The organism is Paenibacillus sp. J22P218 (assembly GCF_056269195.1).
The window spans coordinates 387,127-400,130 of sequence record NZ_JBWDNL010000005.1 but is presented as its reverse complement, the minus strand read 5'-3'; the positions used below and the strand labels follow the sequence as shown (position 1 = coordinate 400,130).

Below are 13,004 nucleotides of genomic sequence, written 5' to 3'. Positions count from 1 at the left end.
ATTAACATTATTAGGAGGGGGACTTACTATGATTTATGTTGTAAGACATGGACAGACCGATTTGAACAAAGAAGGAAGACTTCAAGGAAGACAGGGCTTGCCACTAAATGAACAAGGCATTAAGCAAGCGGAATGTTTAAGAGATAAAATCGGGAATATTAAATTTGATTATGTCTATTCTTCCCCTCAAGAAAGGGCTATTCAAACGGCAGAGATTGTAACTGGAATGAGAACGAGGATTGACCAAAGACTTGATGTATTTGATTTGGGCGAGGCTGATAAACAACTTAAAGACGAGGTGAAAATGTCCGGGTTAGTACCTGACTCAGGTATTTATAATGGTGTAGAAGATATTAATGATTTCGTTAAGAGAGTTTTTGGATTTATGAAAGAACTTGAGATTGAATATGGAACAAGAGAAGTTAATATTGTAATTGCTGGACACAGATGTACGACTGGTTGTATTGGCGCATATTTTCGAGGGATCCCGGAGAATGGCAATGTACTGAAGTACTCTTCGGATAATGGCGACTATAAAATATATAATTTCAAATCGATCGGCTGACTTTTTTAGCTTAGGAGGAGAGTACGCTGGAATATATCTTTCCAATCCTGATTGTATTGGCTTTTCTTTTTACACTTGTAAGAATTGAAATTAATACAAAGAAAAAACTAGATAACGATGAAAGAATTATTGAACGTCTTGATTTGATTATAAAGGATCTTAAACAATCAAGAAGTGATGGTGATTGATATCTGATAATACCATGGATGGAGATATATTATTTTTCAAAAGACATTATACGTATTTCCTTCTATTACAGTATCATGGAAAGAGAGTGGCCTGAAGTAAGGTTGCGACTTGAAGGATTTATGGGACAAAAAAATCGGCAAACCAAAAGGAGGCATTTATAACGATGTTATTACAACCAAAATCAAAGCTCGTTATGATTGGAGATTCGATTACGGACTGTGACCGGGCTAGACCGCGTGGGGAAGGGCTTTTCGGAGCGATCGGGAAAGGTTATGTATCACTTGTTGATGCGCTGCTGACGGCGGCTTATCCGGAGTTTGGGATCCGTGTTGTGAATATGGGGACGGGCGGCAATACGGTGCGTGATTTGAATGAGCGTTGGCAGACGGACGTGCTGGATTTAAAACCGGACTGGCTATCGATCATGATCGGTATCAATGATGTTTGGCGTCAATACGATCTGCCTGCGCAGACTGAGCAGCATGTCTATATCGATGAATATGAAGACACACTTGAACAATTGGTCTCTAGCACGAGATCACAACTGCAAGGACTTGTATTGATGACTCCTTTCTATATCGAGCCGAACGAGGCAGATGCGATGCGCAGCACGATGGATCAGTATGGTAAGGTTGTCAAAAAGATCGCAGATAAGTATGATGCTCATTTCGTCGATACGCAGGCGGCATTTAACCAAGTCCTAACCCATATTTATCCGGGAACACTTGCTTGGGATCGCGTGCATCCGAACATGGCGGGACATGCAGTGATCGCGCGTGCTTTCCTAAAGGCGATCGGTTATGACTATAACCATACTCTATAAGAAGGTTAGCTTAAATTTTATATGATGGGAAGGCAGCGGCAGTTAGGAGATTTTTATTCTCGTCCATAACTTCCGCTGTTGTGATAAAGGTGATCGTCTAAATGAGTTCTAGAAGAGACCAAAAACTTTTTTACAAGTATTTTTGCGGTTTAGATTAACGACATCGTCCGTAGCTGCTTTTATTAGCTTCCCAAACAAAGCCTCCATACCATGTTTTAGCTTGTAGTCCATTTCCTCTTGGTAGATTGGGATCAAGGTGAAGAAGTGTACGACTTTTTCATTGGATAGATCCAAATTGAAAAAACCTTGTTTATCTTCAACGTCTGGTAGTGAAAGCAGCATACCTTGAAACTTCGAGTCTTCGCTATATGGTTTTATCGGATTACCGTTCGCGAGTGTATGCCCCAAGTATAGCCAGGTATCATGTTCATGTGGAAATCTGGCAAGTGTTTTGAGAGCGCGAATAGGCCAGTAATTGCGTTCGTCTTTAAAGGCTTCGTCCGATATCTTCCAAGAAGGCGGCAAGCAGATCATAAGCTCGGAATAACGGAATTCCTCCGCTCCATCAGGAACAGTCATAGGCAATTCGCTCATCCCATAAGTCACCAGTGTATAATAATTCCGTTTCGAGGTAGGTCCCACAACTATAATATCAATCGATACAATATCCGAAACGATTTCCCGAAAAACACCTTCGATTGGGCCGATATATTTTTCAACATGGCTACACATTATTTCATAGTTTTCTGTAGAATGAACCATAAGAATACCTCCACATTCAATATCATACTTATATGCTAAGTTTCGACAATTTAATTGATTATCCTTCCTTTTTATAGAAAACAGTATAAAGGAGTGATTAGGATGAAAGATGCTTTTCTAACAAAGTTAGAACATATGCAAATCCCAGTCAAAAACTTAAGCGAATCTATCAATTGGTATGTATCGAATCTCGGCTTCCAATTAGAAGGAAGGTCTGATGAACATCATCATGCTTTTTTGACATTGGAAGAAGGGCCTATGTTGATGCTGTGGGAAACCAAGGAAGAAACAAATGCTAACTTTATATTCAAAGGACAATTGATGCCTGTGTTGCTTTACAGCACCAATGACATACATAAATTACATGATCATTTGAAAGAAACTGGGGTAGAAATAACGTTTTATCAAGATGAAGGATTTGGGTGGGTTCTTAAATTCATTGATCTAAATGGGAACATGTGGGGAGTCATTCAAATTACTAATTCTGTGAATTGAGGAATTTTACTGATATCTCACAAGAGCAATAAAGGGGGGTTGAGTAAACCCTTCATTAGGAGCGAATACATGGACAGTATCTTTTCGAAGTGGAAGCAGTATTTTCTAAGCAATAATCAGAATCTCAATTATATTCATTGGGAGGATAACTATAGATTAGCACCAAATGAACGTGAAGTAATTACTAAGTCAATTCAACAATTTCAATTAGGTGAAAATTCAGAAGGAAAGTATTTAATAAAATGTGCAAAAAAATATGTGCTCAAAACTCAAGATCAGGATTACTATTATGCCCTGATAGAATTTATTAAAGAAGAGCAGCGACATGCTAGAGATTTAGGACGGTTCATGAGATTACAGGAAATATCACTCATTCGTAGTCATTGGGTGGATAATGCTTTTAGAAAGCTGCGTAGGTATGCAGGTTTAGAACTATCAGTTATTGTTTTGATAACTGCAGAAATTATTGCGAAGGTTTATTATAAAGCGTTAAAAAAATCTACAAATTCGGTAATATTAATAGATTTATGTAATCAAATATTAAATGATGAGGAGAAACATGTCCGATTCCAATCCGAAACGCTTTACCAAATTTCGAAAAATAGAATCTTAATCCTTAAAAATATATCAAGAGAATTTCATAGATTCCTATTTGAAGGAACGTTGATTGTAGTATGGCGTCAACATAAGTCTGTACTTAAGGCTGGAGGCTATACCTTCAAAAGTTACATTCAAGAATGTCGTCAAGAGTTTAAAGCGTCGAGGAAGATTGTTCTTAACTATAACTCAAACTGTCGTAGTTAAGGATAAGTTGATTGAGAGTTAATAAAGAACTTGAAATGTAGAAGGAGCTAGAGGGATGGAGAGTATTAAATTCACGTATGGAAATCATTTTAGCAGTGTTGCTAAGTTAATCTTATTCAATTCAATAAAGTATAGAATCATCCTGTCGTTAGAATTATTATTGTTTATTTGCTGTTTTGTGATTGCGATATGGTCTGACTCCCACACCTTACTTTACATTTCATTTGGCGTGTTAGCAACGATGCTCCTGAATGTCGTTTCCCAACTTGTAATCATACCTAACAAGATGGCAAAGGACCCGAAGTTTAATCAGCAAATTGAGATGAGTTTTGATTTGGAGAGCATTGAGTTGAGAGTGGATGAAGCTGCTTCTAAAGTGAAATGGAATTACTTTGAGAAGGTATGGGAGAATAACGATTACTACTTATTATTTCATAATAAAAAACAGTACTGGATCATACCAAAGAGGTCTATTAAAGATAGTGAGCAACATGTTCTTTTGAGGAATCACATCGCGATGAACCATCAAATTCGTTCTGGGATTATTCGCTGAAAGAATTAGTGATCTCAAGAAATTATAGTGAAGTAAGCCATTATTGAAGGAGGGAATGAGGAGCGTTGATCAATAGAAAATCGATTGGCGGCTTTGATTTTATTTTGTTTTCTATTGGAAAGAGCTCAAGTTGCATTTCGCATTTGCAGACATAGAAACAGATCATTATCCCTCAATTTCGTTCATCGTTCATGTAATTGACCACTCGTTCAGAGGATCAATAGATATATGGATAGAAAAGGATATCTTGCAGGAGTTTTATGATGATCTTAAACAAATGATAATGACTAGGGAAGGTAGATTGAACTTAACATCTATGAGTCCTGAAGAACTAGAGCTATCAATAATCAGTGAGAATAAAAAACAATTCTATATTAAATACTCAATAAAGAAAACTCGACCTGCCAATAATAAATTGTTGAATGAAACCTTATTGAGCGGATCATTTGAATATGATTCAGAATATTTATACGAATTGGAACAAGATGTACGAAACATAATGAAGTTATTTAAATGACAAATGTAAAACGGATATAAGGAGACTTATATGATCCAATCTGATGATTGGTTTTCTGAAAAAGAAGCTGGAATCTATGAATTTTTGAAAGGAGGACTACTACTATGAAACTTGTGATTATATTCGGGCCACAAGCGGTTGGTAAAATGACGGTAGGACAAGAGCTGGCCAAACGAACAAATTTGAAATTATTTCATAATCATATGACGATAGAGCTCGTTTCGCCGTTCTTCAGTTACGGGAGTCAGACTGGCAAACGATTGGTTGGTCTTTTTCGAGAAGAAATTTTCAAGGAAGTAGCGGCTAGTGAATTGGAAGGTTTGATTTTCACATATGTATGGGGTTTAGATATTCCCGCTGACTGGGAGTATATTGAGAACGTGAGCCGTATATTTGAATCTAAAGGCGGATCTGTGTGTTTCGTTGAGCTTGAAGCAGACGTTGAAGTAAGGCTGGAACGGAACAAGAGTGAAAATCGCTTATTGCACAAGCCTACTAAACAAAACGTTGAACGATCAGAACAGGATTTGTTAAGAACGATGGAATTGCATAGACTGAACTCGCATCCGGGTGAATTTGATGATCGCAATTACATGAAAATCAATAACACCAATCTTACCCCCGAAACGGTTGCTCGAATGATAGTAGAGAGATTTGGATTATAAAGAATGTAGTAATGAGGTGGAGAAAATGAAAGCCGTATTTAGCAATCAAATAACGTCGATTGATGAACTAGAATCATTGCGGTCTGAGATTGGTTACCCCGGTACGCTTGCTTCTAATAAAGTCATCCATGCTTTGGATTCTAATAGTATAGAGTTAATTAACAAGTCCTCTTTCATCGTGTTAGCAACATCTAATCATGAAGGCTTATGCGATGCTTCGCCAAGAGGAGATGCGCCTGGTTTTGTGCATGTGGTTGATGAGAAACACCTGTTCATCCCAGAACGACCGGGAAATAAGCGGATGGATTCCATACAAAATATTTTACAAAATCCCCACATCGGGATCATCTTTATGATTCCAGGTATGGAAGAGACTTTTCGGATAAACGGCAAAGCTTGTGTTACTCGAGATCCGGCATTACTAAGCGAAACGGCTGTGAATGGAAAGCTTCCGATAATGGGGATCGGAGTTGAAATCGAAGAGTGTTATATGCACTGCGCCAAAGCTTTTAAGCGTTCTGGATTATGGACACCGGAAAGCTGGCTGCCAACAAGTGAGTTGCCTTCTGCTTCAAAAATAATTGCTGCTCATGTTAGAGATAAAATGGCAGTTACAGAAGAGCAAGTTATGGATTCGCTAGAGGAGACTTATACGAAACGTTTGTATTAGCAATATAACCGTAAACAAATCCCCTCGGTCGACTGTCGACTACAAGGGGATTTGTTCGTTTATTGTGTTTACTGAATAAGCTGTTTGCTGCGCGCCTCGTTGATCCATGAAGGGAATTCACCGAGCAGCTTGTCGTACAGCTCGTCGTCGTTCATGCGGTCCAAGCTTCTGACGCTGAAGAAGTTGGCGTTGTCGATGAAGCGGCCGGACAAGTTGTCGAGCTTGTCCAGGAACGCGAACCTCTCGTTGCCGACGCCGACGAATTGGAAGAAGAGTCCGAGCTCGGAGGCAAGTCGTATCATTTCTTCGGTGTCGGCATCATCGAAGCAGTTGCCGTCCGTTACGAAGATCACATAGACCGGCACCTGATTGCGATAGGCCGATGCATCGATCGTGTAGTTCTGCTTGCCGCCGAGGCCGAAGAAGGAGCCGGTCTTGCCGCTCTTGCGGAGCGCCTTCGGGAAGTAGAAGTCAATAATGCGGCGAATGACGCCCGCATAGTTCGTGCCCGGTTCTAGCGGATACTTGCGAATGATCTCGCGGTCTACGAACTCGTAGAAATTGCTTTTGGCAATCTCGCCTGCAGCATGATCACGAACGCCGAACAGGAATACATCGGCTGCCTGATTGTCGTCGAAGTTCATTGCTAGTCCAAGCGTCCGCTCGCAGGTGCGCTGTACGACGCCTTTGCGGAACAGATCGCTCATCGAGCCTGAGATGTCGAGCGCTAGCGCCACGCGGGCGCGAACGCCGTTTAATCCTTTTTTGGTAAGAGAGATGGTAGCTTTCTTGGATAGGTCGATCAGACTTTCTTCTGCGCGTTTCCTTAGATCGATACTCATATGTGTCCTCCCTTGGAACGATTATGGTTCATCGTTACAGTACTACGGACAAATGATGATAGGGATGCAACAAATATGGAAAATACAGAACACAATGGAGAAGAAGTTGGAGTAGGGGAGCAGATAGTGAGGGGGTTCACTGATTGGTGAGGCTAATCTCACTAAATGGGGCTGTTATAAGTTGATCGCGGAAAATAGTGAGCCAAACCTCACTCGCCGTGAAGCTAGGTTCATGGCGAATGAGGTTTAACTCACTAATAGGCGAGCTAGACGTGAAAGCAGGGGAAAATAGTGAGGATGGGTCCATAAATAGTGAGGTCAACCTCACTATGTCACACTAGGTCTGCTAATTGCGTCGAAGCGAAGACGGGGACACCTTTTTGTTGCGCTTGAACGTGCGGCTGAAGTAGTAGATATCGCTGAAGCCGGTCGCTGCCGCAATCTCGGAGACGGTAAGCGACGTATGGCGCAGCAGATGGTCGGCCTGGTTCAACCGGGTAGCGGTCACGTATTCGGTGACCGTCTTGCCGCTAAGCTCCTTGAATAAGCGGCTGAAGTGATAGCGGCTGAGACCCGCCATATCCGAGAGCTGCTCTACGGTCAGCGCTTCCTGGTAATTGTCATCGATGTAGCTGAAGATCGGAGCGAATCGCTCGATGTTCTTCAAGCGCTCGTCGGATTCGTTCTCGGTCAGCACCGTGGCGACATGGCTGCGCAGCAGCAGCGTCAGCAGCCGGTACAGCTCGGACTTGATCGCCAGCTCATAGCCGAACTCGCGATGCTGAAGCTCGTGGATGATCGCAAGCATGCAAGCCGATGCCAGCTTGTCGTCGCGGATATGGTTATGCAGCAGAAGCCTGTTCTGCAGCATCGGAGTGATGAACTTGGTTTCGGCGTCGTCAACGGACTGGCTGTGCAGCAGAGAAACATCGGCGATGAGAGCATAGTAGAACAAATGGTCAGACATGCTGATCCCGGAGTGCAGTTCATTGCTATTGACGACGATGAGGTCGCCCTCGGCAGCGTGAATGGCCGTCCCGCCGCATTCAATGATTGCTTCGCCGGATACAAAATAAAGAAACTCCAAATGCTCATGCCAATGGCTCGTAAACAGCGTTTCGCCATTTTCGTTGAACGTCGTTCGATGTACCTTGATTGGAAAATGGGGGTTCGGCATGTCCATAGGCTCTCGCAGCGATTCGAAAAGATCCGTCAAGGTTTCATTCCACTCCCTCATGATTATGTAGATAATGCCTGCTGTCATATCGGCAGCACGATTGTACAAAAAAACCGCACACACTTGCATTGGTGAACTGCTATATTTTCATTATAATACGAAATTATAAGCTAGTCATACTACACAACAATTAGAGGAGAGATTGGCAATGAAAGCGGTCAAAATTGGAGTTATCGGAACAGGCTCTATCTCATCATGTCATCTTCAATCTTATCAAAATAATCCAAACGCCGAGCTTTACGCGGTATGCGATCTGAATGAGGAGCGTGCACAGAAGGCTGCCGACAAATACGGCGCTTCCAAAGTGTACACGGACTATCGCGAGCTGCTTGCCGATCCTGCGATTGAAGCGGTCAGCATCTGTACGTGGAACAACACGCATGCTGAGATCAGCATCGCTGCGCTTAACGCCGGCAAGCATGTGCTCGTTGAGAAGCCGCTCTGCCGCACGGTGGAAGACGCGCTTCTTGTTCAGGAGGCAGTTGCTTCATCCGGCAAGCTGCTGCAGGTCGGCTTCGTCCGCCGCTACGACTCCAATGCGCAATTGCTGCGCTCGATGGTCGATAAAGGCGAGTTCGGCGAGCTGTATTACGCGAAAGCGACAACAATCAGACGTCTTGGCAACCCAGGCGGCTGGTTCGCTGACAAGGAACGCTCCGGCGGCGGTCCGCTGATCGACATCGGCGTCCATGTCATCGACCTTTGCTGGTACATGATGGGCAGACCGAAAGCTGTATCTGTCAGCGCCAATACGTATCGCAAGCTGGGCAACCGCTCCAACGTGAAGAACCTGAGCTTCTACAAAGCGGCTGACTATGATCCGACGCAAAACACGGTGGAAGATCTCGCGAATGCGCTTATCCGCTTCGAAAATGGTGCTTCGCTGCTTGTTGATGTCAGCTTCACGCTTCATGCGAAGGACAATGAAGGCGCAGTTAAGCTATATGGCGACAAAGGCGGCTTTGAGATCGATCCGGAGATGGTGATCGTTACGGAGAAAGACGATACGATCCTGAATATTTATCCGCAAACCGATCACAAAGGATTCAACTTCGATAGCGCGTTCCAAAATGAAATCAATCATTTCGTCGATTGCGTGCAGCATGGTAAAACCCCGATCAGCCCGGTTGAAGACGGCGTTGAAATTATGAAAATTTTGTGCGGCATCTACGAATCCGCAGCAAAAGGTGCGGAGGTTCGTCTATGAAGCTAGGAATTAGCACATACAGTTTATACCAAGCACTGGGCTCCGGTGCGATGTCGGTCACGGACGTGATCGATTATGTTGCCGATCTGGGAGCGGAGCATGTCGAGATCGTCCCTCTTGGCTTCGATCTGACCAATAACCCAGAGCTGGTCGATACGATCCGCAATCATGCGGAGTCACGCGGCATTGAGCTTTCCAACTACGCGATCGGCGCGAACTTCGCCGATCTGGACGACGATGCTTTCGCGGCCGAGGTGGAACGCGTGAAGCGCGAGGTGGATATCGCGGCTGCCCTCGGCGTGAAGCGGATGCGTCATGATGTCGCTTCGTCGCCCGACACTTCGATCGGACATTTCCTGCAGCAGCTTCCGCGTCTAACGGAAGCTTGCCGCCAAGTTGCCGACTATGCGTTACAATACGGCATCACAACAAGCGTGGAGAATCATGGCTACTTCATTCAACATAGCGACCGCGTGAAGGCGCTCGTGCAAGCGGTTGACCGTCCGAACTTCAAGACGACGCTTGATGTCGGAAACTTCCTATGCGTGGACGAGAATCCCGTTGTAGCGGTAGCAAGCAATATCGGTCTCGCATCGATGCTGCATGTGAAGGACTTCTATTACCGTCCAGCGTCATACTCGGCGAGAGACGGCTGGTTCGGAACATCCGGCGGCAATTGGCTGCGCGGCGCTATCTCCGGTCACGGCGATATTGATATTCCGGAGGCGCTACGCAAAGTGAAGGAAGCCGGTTATGATGGTTATATATCGATTGAGTTCGAGGGTATGGAAGAGTGCCGTCTTGGCACAAGACTTGGCTTCGAATATGTGAAGCGTATATGGAATGAGCAATAATCCAATGAATAGCGAGGAGGAATCTTAATGGCTGCACCAATTATGACGAATAAAATTGGCGTTATCGTCGACAGCTTCCAGCTTGGCGTTAAGGAGGGCTTGCTTAAGGCGAAGCAGGTGGGAGCGGACGGCGTGCAAATGTATGCCGTATCGGGCGAGCTTGATCCTGCCAATCTATCTCCAGCTGCAAGACGCGAATGGCGTGCTTATATCGATTCGCTTGGCCTAGATGTATCGGCTTTGGTCGGTGATCTTGGCGGCCACGGCTTCCAAGACCCGGCGGCGAATCCGGCGAAAATCGAGAAGTCGAAGCGCATTATGGAGCTGGCGCTGGAGCTCGGTACGAACATCGTAACCACTCATATCGGCATCGTACCCGATGATACGAACAGCCGCATCTACGAAACGATGCATAAGGCTTGTGTAGAGCTAAGCGAATATGCCAACAGCATGAACAGTCACTTCGCTATTGAGACGGGTCCTGAGACGTCCGCACATTTGAAGTCGTTCCTTGATAGCCTTGGTTCGAGGGGCGTTGCGGTAAACTTCGATCCAGCCAACATGGTCATGGTGACCGGAGACGATCCAGTAGAGGGAGTCTATACGCTTAAAGATTATATCGTGCATACGCATGCGAAGGACGGCGTAAAGCTAGGGGATATCGATCCGCGCGATGTGTATGGGCAATTCGGCTACGAGAAGGAGCTCAATCACGAAGAGATCGCGAATATGGCCGAGTCGGGCTCTTCATTCCGCGAAGTTCCGCTCGGCGAGGGCGGAGTGAATTGGGACGGTTATTTGAAGGCGCTGCATGACATTGGATATAAGGGCTATCTGACGATCGAACGAGAGGTTGGCACGAATCCGGAAGCCGACATTAGCAAGGCTGTACAATTCCTTAAGCGCTACAGAGGATAATCAGATTTTGTTCGAAAAAAGATATTCGGTCGGCTTTCAATTGAGGAGCTGATTGAGTATCTTTTTTTTTGCGCATATCCTTTTGGAAAGAACGATAGCGTAAATGCCGTTGAATCTTGTAAAATAGTGTCAAACAGATGAAAGAAAGAACGGGGGATCTTTGTTGAATCGGTTATTAACGAGAATGGTCTTATTTTTCTCAAGCTTGATCGTGTTAGCGGGCGCAATACTAGGTTATACGATTTATGGGTCGGCTTCGGGATTAGTAGAAAATTCGTTAGGCGCACAGGCGCAGCTCGTGGCCGAGAGTGCGGCCCGTCTTGTCGATCCAGACGCCTATGCCGCCCTTAGTGCCGAGTCGGGCGAAACGGATTATTATTTCGAGCTTCGCGAGAAGATGAATGCGCTTCGAGAGACGAACGGACTTAAATATTTGTATACGCTTGCACAAACAGAGGGAGAGAACGGAGACAAGACGTATTATTATGTCGTCGATGGCGCACCGATGGATGTAGTGGAGGACGACTTCTCGCCGCTCGGCGAGCCGGAGGACAACCATTATCCGGGCATGGTAAAGGCGTTTGCCGAAGGCAAGACGCAGGTTGGCGAACTGACGAACGATGAAGAATACGGCGCTACGATTACCGCTTATGTGCCACTCTTGGCGAAGGACGGTACGATGCTCGGCATTGTAGGAGCCGACTTCGACGCTACGAACGTCTATGCGCTTATGGCCGACAATCGTCGGACGACCATCCTAGTGACGATCGGCATTATCGTTGCCGGCATTTTGCTCGTTGTCGTACTGGCCAGCTATTTGACAAGGCCGCTTATTCAATTGACTTCACATGTGGCAAAAGTAAGAGAAGGGGATATGACGGTAGAAATCCCTGTGAATCGCAAGGACGAGATCGGGCATTTGGCAAGCACCTTCCAGCAGCTCGTGACGAATACGCGTACCGTCATTCAGAGTATGCGAGACAGCTCGGAGCGGCTGCTGTCTGTCTCGGAGGACGTATCCAGCCATGCGCGCAGCACGGAGGAAGCAAGCCGCCTTATTTCGGCCAGCATCCATGAGGCTTCTGGCGGGGCCGACATTCAGGTTGTTCGCGCCGCCGATATGACCAAGGCTGTAGAGAGCATGACGCACAGCATGCTTCGCATTACGGAATCGTCGCAGGTCGTGGCGGACGTGGCCAGCGAGACGATGAAGCAGACGACGCGCGGCGGCGAATTGATCATCGACGTGACGGAAGAGATGAATGAGCTGCACCAGTCTGCGACGAAGATGCTTGCCGCGACGAAGCATCTTGAGAGCCGATCGGGTGAGATCGGCGAGATTACTTCGGTCATGGCCGACATCGCGGCGCAGACGAACCTGCTCGCCTTGAATGCGGCGATTGAGGCTGCCCACGCAGGAGAGAACGGACGGGGCTTCGCGGTTGTCGCCGAGCAAGTGCGCAAGCTTGCGAATCAATCGCAGGATTTCGCAACGCAGATATCGGTAATGATCAGCGATATTCTTGAGCAGACGACAAGCCTGTCGTCGGATATGGAGTCGAACGCGTCTCGCGTCGAGACGGGGCTTCAGCTTGTGAAGGACGCAGGCGATGCATTCCGCTTCATCGTGGACGGACTGGAGACGGTGAACGAGCAGCTCCAGGAAGTGTCCGCCGCTTCGGAGGAAGTATCGGCGGAATCGCAGGAAGTGGCGGCCTCCGTAGAAGAGATGGAGCGCATCTCCCGTCAATCGGCGCAGCATTTCGGAGGCATTGCCGACAATTCCGGCAACCAGATCGTATCGATGGAAGAGGTTCGTTCATCCTCGGAATCGATGCGGGCGTTATCTGCTGAATTGACATCACTTAACAAACGTTTTAGGGTGTAATTAAGGCGATCGGTC

General features: G+C 45.8%; 14 protein-coding genes. 11 read left to right on the top strand and 3 right to left on the bottom strand.

The genetic code is table 11. The annotated features are described in order from the left end of the window. Nucleotides 1-28 precede the first annotated feature (28 nt). Together AC0YN0_RS22855 and AC0YN0_RS22850 are read left to right on the top strand one after the other, a co-directional pair. On the top strand, nucleotides 29-565 hold the full coding sequence (locus AC0YN0_RS22855; protein ID WP_475823330.1) for a histidine phosphatase family protein: 537 nt from the start codon (nucleotides 29-31) through the stop codon (nucleotides 563-565). Between the two features lie 352 nt (nucleotides 566-917). After that, nucleotides 918-1,577, top strand: a complete 660-nt coding sequence (locus AC0YN0_RS22850; protein ID WP_475823329.1) for an SGNH/GDSL hydrolase family protein — start codon at nucleotides 918-920, stop codon at nucleotides 1,575-1,577. Nucleotides 1,578-1,685: 108 nt separating this feature from the next. On the opposite strand, the gene AC0YN0_RS22845 is transcribed toward AC0YN0_RS22850, so the two are convergent. Further along, the gene (locus AC0YN0_RS22845) at nucleotides 1,686-2,339 is read right to left on the bottom strand and encodes a suppressor of fused domain protein (protein WP_475823328.1); all 654 of its coding nucleotides are present in this window, start codon (nucleotides 2,337-2,339) and stop codon (nucleotides 1,686-1,688) included. A gap of 102 nt (nucleotides 2,340-2,441) precedes the next feature. Between AC0YN0_RS22845 and AC0YN0_RS22840 the strand changes: the two genes are divergently transcribed. The 5 genes from AC0YN0_RS22840 (at nucleotide 2,442) to AC0YN0_RS22820 (ending at nucleotide 6,043) form a co-directional block, all read left to right on the top strand. Continuing rightward, nucleotides 2,442-2,834: a VOC family protein gene (locus tag AC0YN0_RS22840; RefSeq protein ID WP_475823327.1), complete on the top strand. Its 393-nt coding sequence runs from the start codon at nucleotides 2,442-2,444 to the stop codon at nucleotides 2,832-2,834. A 69-nt stretch (nucleotides 2,835-2,903) separates the two neighbouring features. Beyond that, nucleotides 2,904-3,638, top strand: coding sequence for a hypothetical protein (locus AC0YN0_RS22835; protein WP_475823326.1), 735 nt, complete (start codon nucleotides 2,904-2,906; stop codon nucleotides 3,636-3,638). Nucleotides 3,639-3,693: 55 nt separating this feature from the next. Then, complete coding sequence (locus tag AC0YN0_RS22830) at nucleotides 3,694-4,191, top strand: YcxB family protein (RefSeq protein ID WP_475823325.1); 498 nt, start codon at nucleotides 3,694-3,696, stop codon at nucleotides 4,189-4,191. 621 nt (nucleotides 4,192-4,812) lie between these two features. Then, nucleotides 4,813-5,373 (top strand): AAA family ATPase, encoded by a 561-nt coding sequence (locus tag AC0YN0_RS22825; RefSeq protein ID WP_475823324.1) that lies wholly within the window; start codon nucleotides 4,813-4,815, stop codon nucleotides 5,371-5,373. 25 nt (nucleotides 5,374-5,398) lie between these two features. Beyond that, nucleotides 5,399-6,043 (top strand): pyridoxamine 5'-phosphate oxidase family protein, encoded by a 645-nt coding sequence (locus AC0YN0_RS22820; protein WP_475823323.1) that lies wholly within the window; start codon nucleotides 5,399-5,401, stop codon nucleotides 6,041-6,043. A gap of 68 nt (nucleotides 6,044-6,111) precedes the next feature. Here AC0YN0_RS22820 and AC0YN0_RS22815 read toward each other — a convergent pair whose 3' ends face one another. Both AC0YN0_RS22815 and AC0YN0_RS22810 read right to left on the bottom strand, forming a co-directional pair. Then, nucleotides 6,112-6,885, bottom strand: coding sequence for a VWA domain-containing protein (locus AC0YN0_RS22815; protein WP_475823322.1), 774 nt, complete (start codon nucleotides 6,883-6,885; stop codon nucleotides 6,112-6,114). 346 nt (nucleotides 6,886-7,231) lie between these two features. Beyond that, a complete protein-coding gene (locus AC0YN0_RS22810; RefSeq protein WP_475823321.1) occupies nucleotides 7,232-8,170 on the bottom strand; it encodes a helix-turn-helix domain-containing protein in 939 nt (312 codons plus the stop codon). A 100-nt stretch (nucleotides 8,171-8,270) separates the two neighbouring features. Here AC0YN0_RS22810 and AC0YN0_RS22805 point away from each other — a divergent pair, with 100 nt between their 5' ends. The 4 genes from AC0YN0_RS22805 (at nucleotide 8,271) to AC0YN0_RS22790 (ending at nucleotide 12,989) form a co-directional block, all read left to right on the top strand. Beyond that, nucleotides 8,271-9,329 carry a Gfo/Idh/MocA family protein gene (locus AC0YN0_RS22805; protein WP_475823320.1) on the top strand — a complete coding sequence of 353 codons (1,059 nt, stop codon included), beginning with the start codon at nucleotides 8,271-8,273 and terminating at the stop codon, nucleotides 9,327-9,329. Next, a complete protein-coding gene (locus tag AC0YN0_RS22800; RefSeq protein ID WP_475823319.1) occupies nucleotides 9,326-10,183 on the top strand; it encodes a sugar phosphate isomerase/epimerase family protein in 858 nt (285 codons plus the stop codon). Before AC0YN0_RS22805 ends, AC0YN0_RS22800 begins: the two co-directional genes overlap by 4 nt. Before the next feature lie 27 nt (nucleotides 10,184-10,210). After that, nucleotides 10,211-11,101 carry a sugar phosphate isomerase/epimerase family protein gene (locus AC0YN0_RS22795; protein WP_475823318.1) on the top strand — a complete coding sequence of 297 codons (891 nt, stop codon included), beginning with the start codon at nucleotides 10,211-10,213 and terminating at the stop codon, nucleotides 11,099-11,101. A gap of 163 nt (nucleotides 11,102-11,264) precedes the next feature. After that, nucleotides 11,265-12,989: a methyl-accepting chemotaxis protein gene (locus AC0YN0_RS22790; protein ID WP_475823317.1), complete on the top strand. Its 1,725-nt coding sequence runs from the start codon at nucleotides 11,265-11,267 to the stop codon at nucleotides 12,987-12,989. Nucleotides 12,990-13,004 lie beyond the last annotated feature (15 nt).

Excerpts from the sequence above, each read along its gene's own strand:
- AC0YN0_RS22825 (WP_475823324.1), top strand. The coding sequence starts at position 4,813 with ATGAAACTTGTGATTATATTCGGGCCACAAGCGGTTGGTAAAATGACG.
- AC0YN0_RS22800 (WP_475823319.1), top strand. The coding sequence starts at position 9,326 with ATGAAGCTAGGAATTAGCACATACAGTTTATACCAAGCACTGGGCTCC.
- AC0YN0_RS22850 (WP_475823329.1), top strand. The coding sequence starts at position 918 with ATGTTATTACAACCAAAATCAAAGCTCGTTATGATTGGAGATTCGATT.
- AC0YN0_RS22830 (WP_475823325.1), top strand. The coding sequence starts at position 3,694 with ATGGAGAGTATTAAATTCACGTATGGAAATCATTTTAGCAGTGTTGCT.
- AC0YN0_RS22840 (WP_475823327.1), top strand. The coding sequence starts at position 2,442 with ATGAAAGATGCTTTTCTAACAAAGTTAGAACATATGCAAATCCCAGTC.
- AC0YN0_RS22805 (WP_475823320.1), top strand. The coding sequence starts at position 8,271 with ATGAAAGCGGTCAAAATTGGAGTTATCGGAACAGGCTCTATCTCATCA.
- AC0YN0_RS22820 (WP_475823323.1), top strand. The coding sequence starts at position 5,399 with ATGAAAGCCGTATTTAGCAATCAAATAACGTCGATTGATGAACTAGAA.
- AC0YN0_RS22855 (WP_475823330.1), top strand. The coding sequence starts at position 29 with ATGATTTATGTTGTAAGACATGGACAGACCGATTTGAACAAAGAAGGA.
- AC0YN0_RS22815 (WP_475823322.1), bottom strand. The coding sequence starts at position 6,885 with ATGAGTATCGATCTAAGGAAACGCGCAGAAGAAAGTCTGATCGACCTA.
- AC0YN0_RS22835 (WP_475823326.1), top strand. The coding sequence starts at position 2,904 with ATGGACAGTATCTTTTCGAAGTGGAAGCAGTATTTTCTAAGCAATAAT.
- AC0YN0_RS22795 (WP_475823318.1), top strand. The coding sequence starts at position 10,211 with ATGGCTGCACCAATTATGACGAATAAAATTGGCGTTATCGTCGACAGC.
- AC0YN0_RS22845 (WP_475823328.1), bottom strand. The coding sequence starts at position 2,339 with ATGGTTCATTCTACAGAAAACTATGAAATAATGTGTAGCCATGTTGAA.